Source organism: Agathobaculum ammoniilyticum, from assembly GCF_025567315.1.
Taxonomy (GTDB): domain Bacteria; phylum Bacillota; class Clostridia; order Oscillospirales; family Butyricicoccaceae; genus Agathobaculum; species Agathobaculum ammoniilyticum.
In genome coordinates this window covers 14,205-31,694 of the sequence record NZ_JAOQJE010000003.1, presented here as the reverse complement: position 1 = coordinate 31,694, position 17,490 = coordinate 14,205, and the positions used below count along the sequence as shown (strand labels likewise).

Genomic DNA, 17,490 nt, shown 5'->3' with positions numbered 1-17,490 from the left:
CCGGTTTTCTTTGAAACTCGCGCGTATCAGGTCTTGTAAAACCCGCCGGATGCGGTATAATAAAATCAAAGGGGGAGCGGCGGAATCCCGCCGCTCCCGTATTCAAAAAGACGGGCCGCAGCGCTGAAAAGGGGAGGCGCGGCCGCGCCTGGTATCAAATTATGCCGCGCTTTCCCGCGCGGTTACAGGAGGAAAAACCAATGGAAATCAAGCTCTCACCGTCTATTTTGTCCGCTGATTTCGCAAATCTTGCACGCGATATCAAAATTGCCACCGACGCGGGCGCGGAATATGTGCATGTCGATGTCATGGACGGGCATTTTGTTCCAAACATCACGATCGGCGCGCCTGTTGTCAAGGCGCTGCGCAAGGCGACCGACAAGGTGCTTGACGTACATCTGATGATCAGCGATCCGGACCGGTATCTGGATGATTTTATCAAGGCCGGTTCGGATATCATCACCGTACACTACGAATCCAACGGGGATACACTGGAGCAGCTCAAAAAAATCAAGGCGGCGGGCGTCAAGGCTTCCTGCACGATCAAGCCGGGTACGCCGGCGGACGTGTTGTTCCCGCTGCTGCCATACTGTGATATGGTGCTGATTATGACGGTGGAGCCGGGATTCGGCGGCCAGGGCTTCATTCCGGAATGCATGGACAAGATCCGCACGGTGCGCGCGGAAATCCAGAAGCACGGCTATCCCTGTGAACTGGAGATCGACGGCGGCGCGAAGCTGAACAATACCGTGGATATTGTAGCAGCGGGCGCGGATGTGATCGTTGCCGGCTCGGCCGTGTTTGGCGGCGATATTGCGGCAAACGTCAAGGGCTTCCATCAGGCCTTTGCAGAGGGGGCAGCCAAAGCAGCTTGGACGAAATAATCCGGCGGAGCCGGAAAATACGGGCGGATTTTACTCCGCCCGTATTTTTTTGTTGACAAAAAGGACGGATCGGGGTATACTCAAAACAGAAATTAAAAAAGTATTAAAAAGTAAGATAAAAAGGAGGGGAGGTAAATGGCGGATGCCGGACGTCTCAAGCAGGTCAATATGACGTTGATCCGAGAGGCTATGCGCGGGGGCGGCGAGCACAGCAAGAACGAGCTGGCGCGCCGGACCGGCCTCAGCTTTCCGACAGTCAGCCGCATCGTAGACGATCTGGTGGAAGCGGGAGAGGCGAAGGAAACCGGAACGGCGGCCTCCACCGGCGGGCGGTGCGCGAAGCAGTATGCGCTGGATCCGGCATACCGCCTGTGCCTGTGCCTGCGGCTGGAGGGGCGGCGGCTCAGCTGGTTTGTGTGCGATTTGAATGGAACACGTCTGGAGCAGGAGGAGGCCGAAAGCACAAACGGTATCCTGCACGATATAGACACGCTGGCGATGCGTGTGAAAGCGCGTTACCCGCAGCTTGCGGCTGCTGCAATGGGCTATGACGGCCCGCTGCAGAATGGCGTGGCGGCCAGCTCGGTCGGCCATCCGGAGCTGCGGGGCGTGAGCTTGCAGGCGCATCTGGAACATAGCTTCGGCCTGCCCGTGGCGGTCGAACGGGATATGTATCTGGTGTCGATCGGCTGCTGCTGCCGGAGAAAGCAGGCGCCCAAAGCATTGGTATGCGTTTATCTGGGGCGGTCGGGCATCGGCGCGGGCGCCGCGATCGGCGGAAAGGCGTTTCATGGCGCGAATGGGTTTGCCGGGGAGCTGCATTATCTACCGATCAAAAACAATTTGGAATATGCCAAAAGCCATTTTGCGGGAGCGGATATGGTGGCGTACTATATGCAGGTGATTCGGGCGTATGCCGCGCTGCTCAATCCGGACCGCGTGGTGCTGTACGACGACCCGCTGATTTCCGGCAAGGTGGAGCGTATCCGCAACGCCTGTGCGCAGACGCTGCCGCCGCAGGCGCTGCCGGTAATCGAGCTTTCGCGGGAATTCACACAGGATTATGAGGCTGGACTGTGCGCGCTTGCACTCGGATTGGTGGAGGAACGCCTATGAACTGTTTTGTTTTTGATATTGACGGGACCCTGATCGATACGGCAGCGGTTGACCAGCAATCCTTTCAACAGGCGCTGCGGGAGTTCGGATACCACTACTCGTTGGAGGAGCTGCGCTTTTCGTTCGGCATGCCGGGACGAAAGTCCCTGGAAAAGCTGGCTATCCCGGCGGAAAGGATAGAGCCGGTCATGGCGCGCTGGGAGACGCTGTCGCGCGACCGCCTGCATGAGGTGGAGGTTTACGAGGGGATCATCCCCGTGCTCGAGGCGCTGCACGCCGCGGGGAAGCGTTGCGGGATCGTGACCTCGCGCACTAGGCTGCAGTTGGGGTACGGGTTTACCCCTTTGGGGCTGAACCACTATTTTGACGCGATCGTCTGCGCGGACGATATCGAGCATCCGAAACCCGCGCCGGACGGGCTGGTGGAATGCATCCGCCGCCTGGGCGGTTCGGCGGAGCAGGCCGTTTACATTGGGGACAGTGCCTACGATATGCAGTGTGCCGCGGCGGCGGGGGTCAAAAGCGGTCTGGCCATGTGGGGCAGTGAAACGCCGGATGCGCTGCAGGCTGATATGCGGCTGACGCATCCGTCTGAGCTCCTCCTGCTGTAACAAAAAACACCGGCTTTTTGCCGGTGTTTTGCTTTGTCAGTTGACTGCCTGTTCGTCCCTCGCTTCAGCCTGTGCGCTGAGCTGCGCTTCCAGCCAGCGGGAAATATCGCCGAACGCCTGCAGCCGGTCAAGCTCGTTGAAGATATCGTGCCGCGCATCCTTATAGAAAATCACCTCGATGTTTTTCAGACCCGCGCCGCGATACAGGTTGACGACCCGCCGCACGCCCTCTCCATATTTTCCGACAGGATCCTTATCTCCGGACAGAAACAGGAGCGGAAGCGTGTTTGGCGTCCGGCGGAACGTGCTGTTCGCGTTGGCCTTGATGACCAGAGTGTACAGGTCGCGAAAGCCGGTTGCAGTGAAGATAAAATTGCATTTTTCATCCGACTGGTAAAGGGAAACCACATCCCTGTCACGGCTGATCCAGTCGAAGATCGAGTGCGGGTTCTTGATCCGGCGGTTATAGCCCCGAAACGTGATGGTGGATAGGAAGCCGCTGCGGTAGGTCACGCCGCGGCTGCGTGCGATCGAGTCGGCAAGGTGCGCGGCGCTGATCGCCGCCGGCTGCGGGCCGGCCGTGCCGGTCAGGATACAGCCGGATAAGCGGTCGCCGTACTCGGTCAGGTACAGGCGCACGATCAAAGACCCCATGGAATGCCCCAAGATAAAGTAGGGCAGGTTCGGGTATCGGTGCTGCATCAGGTCGGTGAGCTGCTTGACGTCTTCAACAAGGTACTTCCAGCCGTCCCGTACGGAAAAAAAGCCGAGGTCGGCATCGCGGGAAACCGAAGCGCCGTGGCCGATATGGTCGTTCCCGCAGACGATAAAGCCGAGACCGCACAGATATTTTGCAAAAGCGGTATAACGCGAAAAATATTCGCACATGCCGTGGGACAACTGCACGATACCGCGCAGCTCGGACTGTTCCGGCGTCAGGATATAGTATGTGACATTGGACACACCGTTCGCGCTTTTATAAATATTTTGGGTACACTTGATATTCATATAGCACACATCCGTTCGGCGGGTAGAGTTACTGCCAATATCATACCACAAAACAGGCCGTGTGTGCATAGAATTTGAGCAAAATTAACAAAGCGTTTATAAATTTGTTTGCTTGTCACAGGGGCGGCAGGATGCTATAATAAAAGAAACAGTTGAAAACGGGGTGCTTATTATGCCTTATATTGGTATTTCTACGTCCAAAATCCTTTCCGAAGAGCAAAAAGACGCGCTCAAAAGCGAGTTGGGCCGCAAAATCAGCGTGATCCCGGGCAAGACCGAGGCAAAGCTGATGGTTGATATTTCGGATGGACACAGCATGTATTTTGCGGGGGGAAAACGGGAGTTGGCGTTCCTGGATGTGCGCTGCTACGGCTCTACCGAGTTTGAAAACAAGAAAGCCTTTACTGAGGCCGCGTTCACCGCGGTGCAGCAGACGACCGGCCTGCCGCAGGATGGCATTTACCTTTCCTATGGGGAATTTGCCAACTGGGGTACTCTGGGTAGCATGAAATAAGGCTTTTCGGTGTGCGGAACGGCCGCTCCCTGCGCTGTGGGGACGGCCGTTTTGATTTTGCAAATTGTTTACAAATAAATGGTTGATGCTGTTAACAAATTGAAGTACCATAGAGATAATGGAAGCATTCGGAAGGGAGGCCGTGGAATGCTCCACTGGGAAGACGATTTTTTGAAGGATACGGCCAAGCTGGAAAAGCTGTACCGAAGCTGCCTTCAGGATGCGGCCGCTGGATACCAGCTTTCGCCGAACGAAACCGCGGTGCTGCTGTTCCTGTGCCACTATGCGCCGGAGCAGGATACCGCAACCGACATCGCGCAGTCCCGCGGCATTTCCAAGGCGCTGGTCGCGCGCAGCGTGGATGGGCTGCACCGGCGCGGCTTCCTTGCCTGCGAGCGGGATGAAAGCGACCGCCGCGTCGTGCATCTCCGCCTGTGCGGGGAAGGCGCCGCAGCGGCGGCGCAGCTGCAGAAAAGCTGTTGGGAGGTTGCACGGCAGCTGCGGCAGGGTATCTCGGACGAGGAATTGCTGACCGTGCATCGGATTATGAAGAAAATGCAGCGCAATCTGGACGCGCTGCTGGAACAACGGGAAAGAAAGGTGAAATGATATGGTTGGACCTGCAAATGGTTCCAAAACGCCGAAAAAACCGCTTATTTTTTATTACGCGGTCACATTGGTCGTGCTCATGTTGCTCAATTGGCTGCTGTTCCCAATGCTGGCGCAGCGGCAGGTGACCGAAGTCGGCTATGATGAATTCCTGTCCATGGTGGACGATGGACGGGTGGAAACGGTTGCCTACGACAAGCAGGAGGAGCAGATCGTATTTGAAGGTAAAAACGAGGACGGGAAGGCTGCGGTCTATAAAACCGGCATCTTTCCGGATCAGGATTTGGTCGAGCGCCTGCTGGACGCAGACAGCGTAAAATTTGCTTCCGAGATCCCGACACAGGCCTCGCCGTTGCTGAGCCTGCTGCTTGGCTATGCGATCCCAATCGTCATTATCTTGGTGGTCGGCCAGTGGCTCAGCAAAAAAATGATGAAGAGTATGGGCGGGAACGCCATGAGCTTCGGCAAATCCAACGCCAAGATCTATGCCGAAACCGAAACCGGCAAGACCTTTGCGGACGTCGCCGGACAGGACGAGGCGAAGGAGGCCCTGCGGGAGATTGTAGACTTCCTCCACAACCCGGGAAAGTATGCGTCGATCGGTGCCAAGCTGCCCAAGGGCGCGTTGCTCGTCGGCCCGCCGGGTACCGGTAAAACGCTGCTTGCCAAGGCGGTCGCGGGTGAGGCGCATGTACCGTTCTTCTCGATCTCCGGCTCGGAGTTTGTCGAGATGTTTGTCGGCATGGGCGCGGCCAAGGTGCGCGACCTGTTCAAGCAGGCGAGCGAGAAAGCGCCCTGCATCGTATTCATTGACGAGATTGATACCATCGGTAAAAAGCGCGATGGCGCGGGCTTTGGCGGCAACGACGAGCGTGAACAGACGCTCAACCAGCTTTTGACCGAAATGGACGGTTTTGACGGGACCAAGGGCGTTGTGATCCTGGCCGCGACCAACCGGCCGGAATCGCTCGACCCCGCGCTGCTGCGCCCAGGCCGGTTTGACCGCCGCATCCCTGTCGAACTGCCCGACCTGCAGGGACGTATTGCGATTTTGAAGGTCCACGCTAAGGACGTGCATATGTCCGGTCATATCGATTTCAATGCGATCGCGCGGGCAACCTCGGGCGCGTCCGGCGCGGACTTGGCAAACATCATCAACGAGGCGGCGCTGCGGGCGGTCCGGCTGGGGCGGAACGCGGTCGAGCAGCCCGATCTGGAGGAAAGCGTGGAGACGGTTATCGCGGGTGCGCAGCGCAAAAACGCGGTGCTCAGTCCCAAGGAAAAGGAGATTGTTGCATACCACGAGATCGGTCACGCGCTGGTCGCGGCCAAGCAGAGCAATTCGGCGCCGGTTACCAAAATCACGATCGTGCCGCGCACCTCGGGCGCGCTGGGTTATACCATGCAGGTGGACGAGGGCGAGCATTATCTGATGAGCAGGGAGGAACTGCTGAACAAGGTGACGACGCTTACCGGCGGCCGTTCGGCCGAGGAGCTGGTCTTCGGTTCGGTCACGACAGGCGCCTCCAATGATATTGAGCAGGCGACCAAACTGACGCGCGCGATGATCGCCCGGTATGGCATGAGCCGCAAATTCGATATGGTTGCGTTGGAAACCGTGACGAACCAGTATTTGTCGAGCGACGCTTCGCTGGCCTGCTCAGCGGAAACTGCGGCGCACATCGATCAGGAGGTCGTGGCGACCGTTAAGGCGGCGCATGAGAAAGCGATCGGCATTTTGCAGGAAAATATGGAGTCGCTGCACCGGCTGGCGCATTTCCTGCTGGAAAAGGAAACCATCACAGGAGAGGAATTTATGGGGATGCTGGAAAAGAAACAGGAATAAAGGACTAAGGAGGGGCTGCAATGAAAGATTGGTTTGGACGTGGTATCTGGTTTCTAGTGGGCATGTTTCTGGTGATTATGGGGCTGTATTTCCTGATCCATCCAGATGCGGCGCTGGTGTCGATCGCGTGGCTGCTGGGGGCGGCCATGCTAGTGTCGGGTGCGTCCGACCTAGTGGTGTATCTGGCGCGGCATCGGGCGTATATCGCTTCGGGATGGTTTTTGGCGGACGGGATCATCGACCTGCTGCTCGGCCTCCTGTTCGTCTGCAACAGCTGGCTGGCGGCGGAACTGCTGCCCTATGCGCTGGCCGGATGGGCGATCCTGTCCGGTGTGATCAAATGCGTCGGCGCGGCGATCTATCGCCGGGCGGGCATGTTGTTCTGGGGCGCGCCGCTGGCGATCGGCCTGGTCATACTGATTTTCGGCCTGGCGACCTTTTTCAAGCCGGATATTGCTGCAATCGCGATATCCGCAGTGGTAGCGGTTGTTTTGATGGCGCAGGGACTGATGGCGGTGATGCGCGGCCTGTTTGCTTCCTCCCTGCATCGGTAAGGGGTGAAAAAAGAGCCTGCTCGGCTGAGCAGGCTCTTTTTTCACCGTCAATCGTGGTTCAGATCCCAGTCGATCGGCTCGACGCCGTTCCTTTCCAGGAAAGCATTGCATTTGGAAAAATGCCGGCAGCCCAAAAAACCGTTAAACGCCGACAGCGGCGACGGGTGCGCGCATTCGAGCACCAGATGCTGCGGCGCGGTAATCAGGCTCTTTTTGCTGCGCGCGTTGCCGCCCCAGAGCAGGAATACAACCGGCCGTTCATGCTCGTTAAGCTTCTGGATGACGTGATCGGTAAAGGTTGTCCAACCGATGTTCCTATGGCTGTTGGCCTGTCCGCGCCGTACGGTCAGGGTGGTGTTGAGCAGCAGCACGCCGCGCTCGGCCCATTTGGTCAGCGTGCCGCCCGCCGGAGGCGTGATGCCGAGATCGCTCTGTAGTTCCTGAAAAATGTTCAGCAGGCTCGGCGGCGGCTGTACGCCCGGCTGGACGGAAAAACAGAGGCCGTGCGCCTGCCCTGGGCCGTGGTAAGGGTCCTGCCCCAGAATAACAGCCTTTACCTCGTGATAGGGCGTGTAGCGCAGGGCGTTAAAAATATCCTCCATAGGGGGATAGACTGTCTGCTCGGCATATTCTTTCTTGAGCCAGTAGCGTATTTTCTTATAATATTCCTGCTGGAATTCGCCGGCAAGCAGCGTATCCCAGTCGTTTCCCAAATGTACCATGTGCGGCCTCCTGAACAGTGTTTGCAACCAGTATAGCATACATCGCGCAAAAAAGCGATTGACAAGGGGAAAAAGATTTGCTATACTCCAAGTGTATTGGAACGAATAATACAGATAGAACATGTGGAACACGACTGGAAAGGAGGCGCGCGATGTGATAAAAATCGATTATCGGGATCCGCGGCCCATCTATGAACAGGTGGTGGACGGTATTGAGGAGCTTGCGCTGCGCGGGGCGCTGCCTGCGGATACGCAGATCCCCAGCGTACGCCAGCTTGCGATGGAGCTTTCGATCAACCCAAACACGATCCAGCGCGCGTATGGAGAGCTGGAGCGGCGCGGCGTGATCTACGCGGCCAAGGGACGGGGGAATTTTATTTCGGATAACATGACGGTGCTGCGGGAGCGGCGCTTGGAAGAGATCGGCGCACAGATCGGCGCGCTGGCGGCGCAGGCGCGCACGCTTGGCGCGGACGAGGATCGGTTGCGCGGCTGGCTGCAGAAGAAAGGAGTGGATGGGGCATGATTACGGCTGAAAACGCGACCAAACGCTTTGGAAGCATCACGGCGGTCGACCATATATGCGCAGAGGTGCGGGACGGTTCGGTGTATGGGCTGATCGGTTCGAACGGCGCGGGCAAATCGACGTTCCTGCGCATGCTGGCGGGCATCCTGTCGCCGGACGAGGGTGCGGTACGCATCGATGGGGCGGATATTTTTGAAAATGTAGCAATCAAGGCACGGTTTTTCTTTATTTCCGACGAACAGTTCTTTTTTCCGAACAGCACGCCTGCAGAAATGAAGAACTATTACAAGCGATTTTACCGCTATTTTGACGAGGCGCGCTACCACAAGCTGATGGACGGCTTCGGCCTGGATGAGAACCGAAAGATACGCACGTTCTCCAAGGGCATGAAAAAACAGGTTTCCGTGATCTGCGGCATCTGCGCGGGAACGGATTACCTGTTCTGCGACGAAACGTTCGACGGGCTGGATCCGGTCGTGCGGCAGACGGTCAAAAGCCTGTTTGCGGAGGATGTGGAAAGCCGCGGCATGACGCCGGTTATCGCCTCCCACAATCTGCGCGAGCTGGAGGATATCTGCGACCATGTCGGCCTGCTGCACCGCGGCGGTATCCTGTTCTCGCGCGATCTGGATGAGATGAAGCTCGGAATGTTCAAGCTGCAGTGTATTTTTACCGGCACGCTTCCGGAAAACGCATGGCAGGAGTTTGACCTGCTGCGCCTGGAGCAGCGCGGCTCTCTGTATACGCTGACTGCGCGCGGCAGCCGCGAGGAGCTGCTGGCGCGGATCAACGCCATGAACCCCAGCTTCTGCGAAATGCTTCCGCTGACGCTGGAAGAAATATTCATCAATGAAACGGAGGTGGCCGGTTATGACGTCAAAAAGCTTCTCTTCTAAAGGGCTTGCTGGGGACAGCATGCGCCGCAGCCTGTGGGCGCTCGTCCTTTCCGGCGTGGGCTTTTTCCTGTCCCTGCTGCTGCCCGTGCTGATGACGATGCAGCGGGCGCTGGAGCAGAAAGCGTATAATCTGAATAATTCCCCGCAGTATATGGAGGATGCCTGGCAGGGCGCGCTTGACCAGGTGGCCGTGCTGCTCGGCTACAATCCTTTTGTCAAGGTAACCTTTGTGGTCATGGCGGTCGTGTGCGGCGTCGCGCTGTTCGCCTACCTGCACAACCGGCAGAAGGTGGATTTTTACCACTCGCTCCCCCTCTCGCGCACACGCCTGTTCGCCAACAACTTCCTGACCGGCGCGCTGTGTACGCTTTCCACCTATTTTGTCATGCTCGCCATTACGCTGGCCTGCGCTTATGCGATGGGCTTTGGCGAAGCGGCCGATTGGGGGGCGATCGGCGGCACGGTGCTGTGCAACCTGATTTTCTTCCTGCTCATTTATGCGCTGGCCGTGCTGACAACTATCGTCTGCGGAAATACGGTCGTCACCCTGCTGCTGCTCGCCTGGGTGTACTTTTCGCCCCTGCTGGTGCGCATGCTGCAGATCGCGATGCTCGGCAAATTTTATGAGACGTATTCGTCGGAAGGCGGACTGGATGGTACGATAGCGGCGGTACGGCTTTGCCCGGTGATGGAGTACTTCACGGTGGACGGTATCCGGTACGGCGGCGTTGCCACACTCGGGCAGACTGGCTCGGCGGCCGGCCTGCTGGCGGGGTATCTGGCCGCTGCGGCGGTAGTGACCGCGCTGGCGGTATTTCTGTTCCGCATCCGCAAAAGCGAGCGGGCGGGAACGGCGCTTGCGTTCGACCGGTCAAAGCTGCCCATCAAGGTATATATCTGTCTGATTATGAGCGTTGCGTTCGGCACGCTGTTCAACCTGATTGCGGGAGATTTCTGGTTCTGGCCCGGCCTGGTGATCGGCGCGGTGCTGTTCCATTGGATCGTTGAGATCATCTATGCCTTTGATTTCCGCGCGATCTTTGCCAAACCGTTGCACTTGGCGGTGATGCTGGTCGTTCTGGTCGGGGGGATACTGCTGATGAAAGCGGATGTGACCGGCTATGACACTTGGCTGCCGGACGAGGGCGAGCTGGAGGCGGTGGATGTTGCCGCATACAGCAGCAGGGAGATGCTGAGCGAGCCGGAGAATATCGCGGCGGTGTGCCGGCTGGCGGAGATCGGCGTTGCCATGACGGCGGCGGAAGACGCCGCGCCGGAGGGCGAGCTGCAGGCGCAGTTCGGTTCGTTTGACGACTCTTTCGGTATTACACTCAAGTTCCGCCTTAACGGCGGGCGCATGGAGGCGCGCTACTATAGGCTGCCGCAGACCGAAGAGGTGGAGGCGCTGCTGGTGCAGCTCCAAACCTCAGCGGAGTACAAACAGAAAAAGTGGGACCTGTTCTGCCTCGATAATATGACTGAGGACGAGGTCGCGGTGCTTATGTTTACGGATAATGCCGGCGCCTTTCTGGGTAACCTGTATGACGAGCCGGAGAAAATCAGTGAAATACTGGAAACGCTGCGCGAAGAAGAACTGGCGCGTCAGGAAAGCAGTATGCCGGTGTTCCGACTGGAACTGGCGTACGAAAACAGGCAGGACGGCATTCGGTCCGCAAGCTGGAGCAATATTTATGTGTGTGAGGCGGATACCAGAACGCTGGCGCTCATTAAGCAGTTGACCGGCTATGAGCCGCAGCCGCAGGCGCTGACCGCAGATCAGATCAGCACGGTAGAAATCGGCTATGTGGTGCAGCGCGATGAAGAAGGCACAGCTTGGAGCAACGTGACCGTGACCGATGCCGGGGATATTGAGAAGCTGCTGGAAAATGCGGTTTATGCCGACGCAATGGATATATACAACAGTGTGTTTTATCTCGGCAGCGGAGCGCCCCTGATGGAAAGCACAGATACGGTCAATGTATATGCAACGTTAAAAGACGGCGATCGCACGACAGAGCTGCGCTACCTGCTCGGCACGCAGCCCACGGACGTGATCGAAAAGTACCGGCCCGACGGGGCGGCGGATGAAGCCGCGGCAGTCATTGGCGCGGCGGCAGCGGCTGAGATGCCGTCGGTCGGATGAGACGGCGGGATTTCTGCGGCGCTGCGGTACTCCTGCTGTACCTGCTGTGCGTCGGTCTGGTAACAGGGCCGTCGCTGTACCAATTGCTGGCAGGCAGCTTGCCCGCGCCGCGGCTGGAGCTGGTCCCGTTTGCGGATATTGCGGCGGTATTGAACGATCCTGCTTCGCCCGGCCTGGGGGTGTTCGCCAACATCGCGGGCAACGCGGCGCTGCTCGCGCCGCTGGGGTTCCTGCTGCCGCTGTTCTGGCGGTATTTTGGGCGCGCGAGGCGCACGATTCTGTTCGGCTTCGGCGTATCGCTCAGCATTGAACTGATCCAGCTTGTTGCGGGCGGCGTGACCTCGGTGGATGACCTGCTCCTGAATACATTGGGCGCGGCGGCCGGATTTGCTTTGGCAAAGCTGCTACTGTGCGCGTGTCCGCGCCTTGCGCCGGCGCGGCAGGGGCGCGCCGAGTGGGCGTATCCGCTTGCGTGCTGGCTGGCGGTGATTGTGTCGGCCACGGCTTCCGACCTGCTTCTGCTGGGCGGGCTTTGACTGTAAACGCGGCGTACCGGACAACTGAAAAGCAAAGGGAAGGGCTTCCGCTGTAGGGCGGAAGCCCTTCTGCCGCATTGACAAGCGGAAACGGACATTTTATAATAATAAGGTATGCAGCCGAAGACTTGGCCGCAGCAGGGGGATAAAATGAAGACACTCAACCATTTAAAAACCGGCGAGAGCGGCGTGGTGGACTATATCACGGCGGATGGCGCGCTCAAGCGCCATTTTCTTGATATGGGCATTACGAAAGGCGTGGTCGTGACTATGGAGCGGATCGCGCCCTTTGGCGATCCGGTCGCCGTGCGCCTGAGGGGATACAGCCTGTCGCTTCGGCGCGAAGAAGCAAAAAAGATTGTGCTGGAGGCGGGCGGATGAACGGGGATAAAAAAACCATTGCGATTATTGGCAATCCGAACAGCGGCAAGACGACGCTGTTCAACCGACTGACCGGCTCCAACCAGCATGTCGGGAACTGGCCCGGCGTGACGGTCGACCGCAAGACCGGTCATATCTGCCACGACGGGGCGGGCATTGACATCGTGGACCTGCCGGGAATCTATTCGCTTTCGCCCTATACACAGGAGGAAATTATCGCGCGCGAGTTCGTGCTGTCGGACGAGCTGGACGGCATCCTTAATATCGTGGATGCGGCCAATATTGAGCGCAACCTGTATCTGACGCTGCAACTTGTTGCGCTGGGGCTGCCGATGGTGGTCGCCCTCGGCTTTATGGATGACGTGCGCGCGCAGGGCATCGAGATCGACTGCGAGGAGATGAGCGCGCGGCTGGGCGTGCCGGTCGTGCCGATATCGGCCAAAAAGGGCGAGAATATGCATGATCTTCTGGACGCGCTGGCGCACGGGATGCGCGCGCCGGCACAGCAGCCGGCCTATCTGCATGGCGTGGGGGCGGCGATCCGACGCGCGTCCGGCCTACTGCGGCCGCTTCCACTGCGCGCGTGCAGCCTACCGTTTTACGCGGCCAAGCTGCTCGAGGGCGATAAGGCGATGTGGGAGCAGATGGACCGGCGCGGCATGCCGCAGAAGATACGGGAGGAACTGAACACGATCGCGGCAGGCATGCAGAGCCACGCCAACCAGACGGATAAGGAAATGGTGCTGGCGGACGCGCTGTACGACTATATTGAGGAGCTGGTGCGCGCCAGCTACCGAAGGCCGGCGGTGCATAAGGCGACCGTGACCGAGCGCATCGACCGGATCGTGCTGCACCGTGTCTGGGCGCTGCCGATTTTCGCGTTTTTCATGTTTCTGATGTTCTGGTGTACGTTTGGCCCGTTCGGGTCCTGGCTGGGCGACGGGATGGAATACCTGATTCAGGAGGTACTCTCGCCTGCCATACGCGGACTGCTGACAACAGCGCAGGCCGCGCCGTGGATGATCGGGCTGGTGTGCGACGGTGTGATCGGCGGCGTGGGCGGCGTGCTGAGCTTTTTGCCGCAGATCGTGATTCTATTTTTCTTCCTCTCTGTTCTGGAGGACACCGGCTACTTGGCGCGCGTGGCGTTTATCATGGATACGCTGCTGCGGCGCATCGGACTGTCCGGCAAGTCGTTCGTACCCATGCTGATGGGCTTTGGCTGCACCACGCCCGCGGTCATGGCGGCACGCACGATGGAAAATGACGACGACCGCCGCATGACCATCATGCTCACCCCGTTTATGTCGTGCGGTGCCAAGCTGCCGGTTTATGCGCTTGTCGCGGGCGCGTTGTTTGGGGAGAACCAGGGGCTGATCGTGATCAGTCTGTATGTGCTGGGTATCCTGGTGGGGATCGCCGCGGGCTTCATTCTCAAAAAAACGGTGTTCAAGGGCGTATCCTCGGGCTTTGTGCTGGAACTGCCGACCTACCGTATGCCGAGCTTCAAGGGTACAGTACTCAACATGTGGCAGAAGGCGAAGGATTTCATCACTCGCGCTGGCACGGTCATCTTTTTGATGAGCGTGGTCATCTGGCTGCTGCAGAACTTTACGCCGACGCTTGCGGTCGCGCAGGACGCGGGGGAAAGCATCCTCGGTGTGTTTGGAACGGCGATCGCGCCGGTGTTTGGCCCGCTGGGCTTTGGGAACTGGCAGGAATCGGTGGCGCTGCTGACCGGTCTGGTCGCCAAGGAGGCGGTAGTTTCCACAATGAGCGTGCTGTACGGCGCGGGCGGGGACAGTGCGGTGCTGTCCGGCCTGCTCGGTTCGGTGTTCACCCCGCTTACGGGCTATTCGTTCCTGGTATTTACGCTGCTGTACATGCCCTGCATGTCCGCGTTTGCCACGATCAAGCGCGAGATGGGCGGCTGGAGATGGGCGTTCGGCGCCGCCGCGTTCCAGACGGGGCTGGCGTATTTGGCCGCGTTGGCGGTGTACCAAATCGGCAGCCTGCTGCTATAAGGACGGAAAATAGGGGCTGCGCTGTTCAAAGCGCGGCCCCTGTGTTATACTGGAAAGGAAATCTGTCGGTATGGAGAAAGAGGAGGAGACCTGTCATGTCCATCAAGCTGATTGCCGCAGACCTGGACGGAACGTTGCTGACAAGCGAGCGGAAGCTTTCGCCCGACCTGTTCCCTCTGATTGGGGAGCTACGCGGGCGCGGCATCCGGTTTGCTCCAGCGTCGGGACGGCAGTATTACAACCTGCGCGAGCTGTTCGCGCCGATCGCGGACGAACTGCTGTATATCAGTGAAAACGGCGCGATGGTCTGCGACGGGGCGGAGCTCCTCTCGTTCGAGGCCATGCCGCCGGACGAGGTCGTCCGAGCGGTGGTGGCGGCCCGATCGATTCCCAAAACCCACGCGATCCTGGCCTGTCGGGAGGGAGGCTATTATGAGAATCGGACAGATACCGTGTTTCTGGAAAACATGTCGTATTACTATGCGCGCCGGCACTATACGGACGACCTGCTTGCGGTCGCGCGCAGCCAGCCTGTGTGCAAGGTAGCGCTGTTCTGCTCGCGCAGCGCGGAGCGGGTGCTGATGCCGGCGTTCCGGCCGTTTGCGCAGACCAGCCAAGTCGCGCTTTCCGGCGAGGATTGGATTGACCTGATGCGCCCGGGAATGAACAAGGGACTTGCGGTCCGGATAATCTGCGGCCGCTTGGGCATCGCGCCGGACGAGTGCATGGCGTTCGGAGACTACCTAAATGACCTGGAACTGCTGCAGGCGGTCGGAGAGTCCTACGCCATGGCGAACGGACACGAAGCCCTTCGGTCTGCGGCAAAGCATATCTGCCCCTCTAACGATGACGACGGGGTCTGCCGCACGATCCGGCGGACACTTGGTATTGACAAGACGTAAAAGCGTGATACAATAGAACAGGAAAAAGCAGAGTAGGTCACAATGCGTTAAGTGCCGCTGAGACGGGGAGTTGTTCAGCGGACGAAAGGGACGAAAATCCCCCTGCGGTATTGTGGCCGCATCCCGCTGCTGCAACTGTTTAGGCATCTCCTAAATCGCTGTGGCAACAGATGAATTTTTTACAGGAGGTGTCTTTTTCTATGCAAAAAAAACAGAATATTTTCGTCCAGTCTCTCCGAGAGCTGAAAAGTACGCGCTGCCTGGCGCTTACCGCGCTGTTGATCGCGGTCAACATCACACTGGATCTGCTCGGACTGACCATCAAGCTGCCGCCGAACCTGCGCATCGGTTTTGGCTTCCTGTGCAACGCGGCGATCGGCATGCTGTTCGGACCGGCGGTCGCTATGATGGCGGGCATAGGTACCGATGTGTTGGGTTATTTTGCCGGTAACCTGACGATGGGCGCATATTTCCCGGGCTTTACCGTTACCGCGATCATGGGCGGCTTATTCTGGGGGGTGTGGCTGTATCCCCGCCGGCTGACAGTCGGCCGCGCAATCGGAGCCAAGGTGTGCATCAACCTGTTCTGTAATATCGGCCTGAACTCCCTCTGGCTTTCCATGACAGGCGGCGAAGCGATGAATGTCCTGCTCGCGCTCCGTATCCCCAAAAACCTGCTGGTGCTGCCGCTGGAGGTCGTGTTGCTTTACTTCGGCATGAAAATGGTCCTGAAGATTTACATGGCGCTGCCGGGTACTGCAGGCGATGCGTGTGCGGTCAAAGCGGATACGACAAGATAAAAAGCACACCCCGAACCGGAAAGGGTTCGGGGTGTTTTTCTGTTTATAGGCTGCCGTTCTGCGCCGCCTGCCGAAGGCCGGGGGCAAAGGTCAGCCATTTGGTGCCGCGGAAACGCGTTGTAAAGCAGATTGCGCGGCAGATCCAGTCCGCGACCATGGCGATCCAGATGCCGATCGCGCCGAGGCCGAACTGCACGGCAAGGATGTAGCCGCCGCCCAGACGCAGCAACATCATGGAGGCGATCGCGCAGAACATGGGATAGCGCACATCGTTGGCCGCGCGCAGCGCATTGGTCAGGGTAAAGGAGATCGGCCAGAACAGGATAGCGGAGCCGTTATGGATGAGAATCAGGATGCGGGCGAGGGAGAGCGCTTCGGGAGAGAGGCTGTAGATCCGCAGGACGAGCGGGCTGAACAGCATGCACAGCAGGCAGGTGCTGCCCAAAATAAGATATGTGATCTTGACCAGCTTTTTCGCCATGCGGCGTGCCTGCTCCGCGTCCCCAGCGCCGATGCATTGGCCGACGACCGTGATCATGGCGAGATTGATCGCTTGGCCGGGGATGATTCCGATCGAATCCAGATTGTTTGCGACCGCGTTTGCGGCGATCTGCGTTGTTCCGAACAGTGCAATAATGCTGACAACCAGCACGCGCCCCAACTGGAACAGGCTGTTTTCCAGGCCGTTAGGGACGCCGATCTGCAGGATGCGGCGGATCAGCCGGTTATCCGGCCGGAATGCCGTGCCGCGCCGCAGGGACACGGTGTGCGCGGGATTGAACAGCAGGATGGTAATAACTACCGCTGCGACAATGCGCGCGAACATCGAGGCGAGCGCCGCGCCCGCGACGCCTGTGTGAAAGCCGTAGATCATTGTTGCGTTGCCAACTATATTGACAATATTAATCAGCCCCGCGATCATCATGGAAACATTGGAATTGCCCTGCGCGCGGAACAGCGCCGCGCCGGCATTATAGATCGCTAGGACCGGATAGGAGAATATGCTGATGGTCAGATAGGTCAGCGCGCTTTGCATAACGTCCGGTTCGGTCGAGCCGAACAGCAGGCGGAGCAGCGGCTCGCGCAGGAGCATGACGATCGTGGCGATGCCGATCGAGATCAGCGTGACGACGAAATAAAGCTGCTTGGCCGCGTCGCATGCGCGTTCGCGCTCCTTGGAGCCGAGCAGCTGCGCCACCACGACCGCGCCGCCTGTTGCCAGGGCGGCAAAGATATTGATAATCAGCACGTTGAGCATATCGACCAGGGAAACGCCGGAAACAGCGGCCTCCCCAACCGAGGATACCATAATGGTGTCGGCCAGGCCGATGGTGATGGACAGGATTTGCTCCAATATCAGCGGCCAGATGAGTTTTTTCAGCGCTTTTGCTGAGAACAGATCCTTTTTCGTTTGCAAT

General features: G+C 58.6%; 18 protein-coding genes and 1 riboswitch. Of the genes, 15 read left to right on the top strand and 3 right to left on the bottom strand.

What is annotated here, in order from left to right:
• Window positions 1-200: 200 nt before the first annotated feature.
• The 3 genes from rpe to OCV66_RS04145 all read left to right on the top strand — a co-directional run bounded on the left by rpe (window position 201) and on the right by OCV66_RS04145 (window position 2,611).
• A complete protein-coding gene (rpe, locus tag OCV66_RS04155) occupies window positions 201-884 on the top strand; it encodes a ribulose-phosphate 3-epimerase (protein ID WP_147573823.1) in 684 nt (227 codons plus the stop codon).
• Between the two features lie 135 nt (window positions 885-1,019).
• Entirely contained in the window at window positions 1,020-2,000 is a 981-nt protein-coding gene (locus OCV66_RS04150) for an ROK family protein (RefSeq protein WP_054326260.1), read from the top strand.
• Window positions 1,997-2,611: an HAD family hydrolase gene (locus OCV66_RS04145; RefSeq protein ID WP_054326261.1), complete on the top strand. Its 615-nt coding sequence runs from the start codon at window positions 1,997-1,999 to the stop codon at window positions 2,609-2,611. The genes OCV66_RS04150 and OCV66_RS04145 overlap by 4 nt, the downstream gene beginning before the upstream one ends.
• A 36-nt stretch (window positions 2,612-2,647) precedes the next feature.
• On the opposite strand, the gene OCV66_RS04140 is transcribed toward OCV66_RS04145, so the two are convergent.
• Window positions 2,648-3,619: an alpha/beta fold hydrolase gene (locus tag OCV66_RS04140; protein WP_159068029.1), complete on the bottom strand. Its 972-nt coding sequence runs from the start codon at window positions 3,617-3,619 to the stop codon at window positions 2,648-2,650.
• 172 nt (window positions 3,620-3,791) lie between these two features.
• Between OCV66_RS04140 and OCV66_RS04135 the strand changes: the two genes are divergently transcribed.
• From OCV66_RS04135 to OCV66_RS04120, 4 genes are all read left to right on the top strand, one after another.
• Window positions 3,792-4,133 carry a phenylpyruvate tautomerase MIF-related protein gene (locus tag OCV66_RS04135; RefSeq protein WP_107630603.1) on the top strand — a complete coding sequence of 114 codons (342 nt, stop codon included), beginning with the start codon at window positions 3,792-3,794 and terminating at the stop codon, window positions 4,131-4,133.
• Between the two features lie 147 nt (window positions 4,134-4,280).
• A complete protein-coding gene (locus OCV66_RS04130) occupies window positions 4,281-4,742 on the top strand; it encodes a MarR family winged helix-turn-helix transcriptional regulator (RefSeq protein WP_159068028.1) in 462 nt (153 codons plus the stop codon).
• A gap of 1 nt (window position 4,743) precedes the next feature.
• On the top strand, window positions 4,744-6,588 hold the full coding sequence (gene ftsH, locus OCV66_RS04125; protein ID WP_107630601.1) for an ATP-dependent zinc metalloprotease FtsH: 1,845 nt from the start codon (window positions 4,744-4,746) through the stop codon (window positions 6,586-6,588).
• Between the two features lie 20 nt (window positions 6,589-6,608).
• Complete coding sequence (locus OCV66_RS04120; RefSeq protein ID WP_054326266.1) at window positions 6,609-7,142, top strand: DUF308 domain-containing protein; 534 nt, start codon at window positions 6,609-6,611, stop codon at window positions 7,140-7,142.
• A 47-nt stretch (window positions 7,143-7,189) separates the two neighbouring features.
• On the opposite strand, the gene ung is transcribed toward OCV66_RS04120, so the two are convergent.
• Window positions 7,190-7,864: a uracil-DNA glycosylase gene (ung, locus tag OCV66_RS04115; RefSeq protein WP_054326267.1), complete on the bottom strand. Its 675-nt coding sequence runs from the start codon at window positions 7,862-7,864 to the stop codon at window positions 7,190-7,192.
• Between the two features lie 154 nt (window positions 7,865-8,018).
• Between ung and OCV66_RS04110 the strand changes: the two genes are divergently transcribed.
• The 8 genes from OCV66_RS04110 to OCV66_RS04075 all read left to right on the top strand — a co-directional run bounded on the left by OCV66_RS04110 (window position 8,019) and on the right by OCV66_RS04075 (window position 16,072).
• The gene (locus OCV66_RS04110; RefSeq protein WP_054326268.1) at window positions 8,019-8,390 is read left to right on the top strand and encodes a GntR family transcriptional regulator; all 372 of its coding nucleotides are present in this window, start codon (window positions 8,019-8,021) and stop codon (window positions 8,388-8,390) included.
• A complete protein-coding gene (locus tag OCV66_RS04105; protein WP_054326269.1) occupies window positions 8,387-9,286 on the top strand; it encodes an ABC transporter ATP-binding protein in 900 nt (299 codons plus the stop codon). The genes OCV66_RS04110 and OCV66_RS04105 overlap by 4 nt, the downstream gene beginning before the upstream one ends.
• Window positions 9,261-11,429 (top strand): hypothetical protein, encoded by a 2,169-nt coding sequence (locus OCV66_RS04100; RefSeq protein WP_147573822.1) that lies wholly within the window; start codon window positions 9,261-9,263, stop codon window positions 11,427-11,429. Before OCV66_RS04105 ends, OCV66_RS04100 begins: the two co-directional genes overlap by 26 nt.
• Window positions 11,426-11,965, top strand: coding sequence for a VanZ family protein (locus OCV66_RS04095; RefSeq protein ID WP_107630595.1), 540 nt, complete (start codon window positions 11,426-11,428; stop codon window positions 11,963-11,965). The genes OCV66_RS04100 and OCV66_RS04095 overlap by 4 nt, the downstream gene beginning before the upstream one ends.
• A gap of 150 nt (window positions 11,966-12,115) precedes the next feature.
• Window positions 12,116-12,346 carry a FeoA family protein gene (locus OCV66_RS04090; RefSeq protein WP_199855173.1) on the top strand — a complete coding sequence of 77 codons (231 nt, stop codon included), beginning with the start codon at window positions 12,116-12,118 and terminating at the stop codon, window positions 12,344-12,346.
• A complete protein-coding gene (gene feoB / locus OCV66_RS04085; protein WP_199855172.1) occupies window positions 12,343-14,370 on the top strand; it encodes a ferrous iron transport protein B in 2,028 nt (675 codons plus the stop codon). The genes OCV66_RS04090 and feoB overlap by 4 nt, the downstream gene beginning before the upstream one ends.
• A 95-nt stretch (window positions 14,371-14,465) precedes the next feature.
• Window positions 14,466-15,272 carry a Cof-type HAD-IIB family hydrolase gene (locus OCV66_RS04080; protein ID WP_054326273.1) on the top strand — a complete coding sequence of 269 codons (807 nt, stop codon included), beginning with the start codon at window positions 14,466-14,468 and terminating at the stop codon, window positions 15,270-15,272.
• A 26-nt stretch (window positions 15,273-15,298) separates the two neighbouring features.
• Window positions 15,299-15,403, top strand: a riboswitch (THF riboswitch).
• A gap of 69 nt (window positions 15,404-15,472) precedes the next feature.
• On the top strand, window positions 15,473-16,072 hold the full coding sequence (locus tag OCV66_RS04075) for a folate family ECF transporter S component (RefSeq protein ID WP_159068027.1): 600 nt from the start codon (window positions 15,473-15,475) through the stop codon (window positions 16,070-16,072).
• 43 nt (window positions 16,073-16,115) lie between these two features.
• Here OCV66_RS04075 and OCV66_RS04070 read toward each other — a convergent pair whose 3' ends face one another.
• Complete coding sequence (locus tag OCV66_RS04070; RefSeq protein WP_243182393.1) at window positions 16,116-17,489, bottom strand: MATE family efflux transporter; 1,374 nt, start codon at window positions 17,487-17,489, stop codon at window positions 16,116-16,118.
• Window position 17,490 lies beyond the last annotated feature (1 nt).

Excerpts from the sequence above, each read along its gene's own strand:
- OCV66_RS04150 (WP_054326260.1), top strand. The coding sequence starts at position 1,020 with ATGGCGGATGCCGGACGTCTCAAGCAGGTCAATATGACGTTGATCCGA.
- ftsH (WP_107630601.1), top strand. The coding sequence starts at position 4,744 with ATGGTTGGACCTGCAAATGGTTCCAAAACGCCGAAAAAACCGCTTATT.
- OCV66_RS04075 (WP_159068027.1), top strand. The coding sequence starts at position 15,473 with ATGCAAAAAAAACAGAATATTTTCGTCCAGTCTCTCCGAGAGCTGAAA.
- OCV66_RS04145 (WP_054326261.1), top strand. The coding sequence starts at position 1,997 with ATGAACTGTTTTGTTTTTGATATTGACGGGACCCTGATCGATACGGCA.
- OCV66_RS04130 (WP_159068028.1), top strand. The coding sequence starts at position 4,281 with ATGCTCCACTGGGAAGACGATTTTTTGAAGGATACGGCCAAGCTGGAA.
- rpe (WP_147573823.1), top strand. The coding sequence starts at position 201 with ATGGAAATCAAGCTCTCACCGTCTATTTTGTCCGCTGATTTCGCAAAT.
- OCV66_RS04135 (WP_107630603.1), top strand. The coding sequence starts at position 3,792 with ATGCCTTATATTGGTATTTCTACGTCCAAAATCCTTTCCGAAGAGCAA.
- feoB (WP_199855172.1), top strand. The coding sequence starts at position 12,343 with ATGAACGGGGATAAAAAAACCATTGCGATTATTGGCAATCCGAACAGC.
- OCV66_RS04100 (WP_147573822.1), top strand. The coding sequence starts at position 9,261 with ATGACGTCAAAAAGCTTCTCTTCTAAAGGGCTTGCTGGGGACAGCATG.
- OCV66_RS04105 (WP_054326269.1), top strand. The coding sequence starts at position 8,387 with ATGATTACGGCTGAAAACGCGACCAAACGCTTTGGAAGCATCACGGCG.
- OCV66_RS04140 (WP_159068029.1), bottom strand. The coding sequence starts at position 3,619 with ATGAATATCAAGTGTACCCAAAATATTTATAAAAGCGCGAACGGTGTG.
- ung (WP_054326267.1), bottom strand. The coding sequence starts at position 7,864 with ATGGTACATTTGGGAAACGACTGGGATACGCTGCTTGCCGGCGAATTC.
- OCV66_RS04095 (WP_107630595.1), top strand. The coding sequence starts at position 11,426 with ATGAGACGGCGGGATTTCTGCGGCGCTGCGGTACTCCTGCTGTACCTG.
- OCV66_RS04120 (WP_054326266.1), top strand. The coding sequence starts at position 6,609 with ATGAAAGATTGGTTTGGACGTGGTATCTGGTTTCTAGTGGGCATGTTT.
- OCV66_RS04090 (WP_199855173.1), top strand. The coding sequence starts at position 12,116 with ATGAAGACACTCAACCATTTAAAAACCGGCGAGAGCGGCGTGGTGGAC.
- OCV66_RS04080 (WP_054326273.1), top strand. The coding sequence starts at position 14,466 with ATGTCCATCAAGCTGATTGCCGCAGACCTGGACGGAACGTTGCTGACA.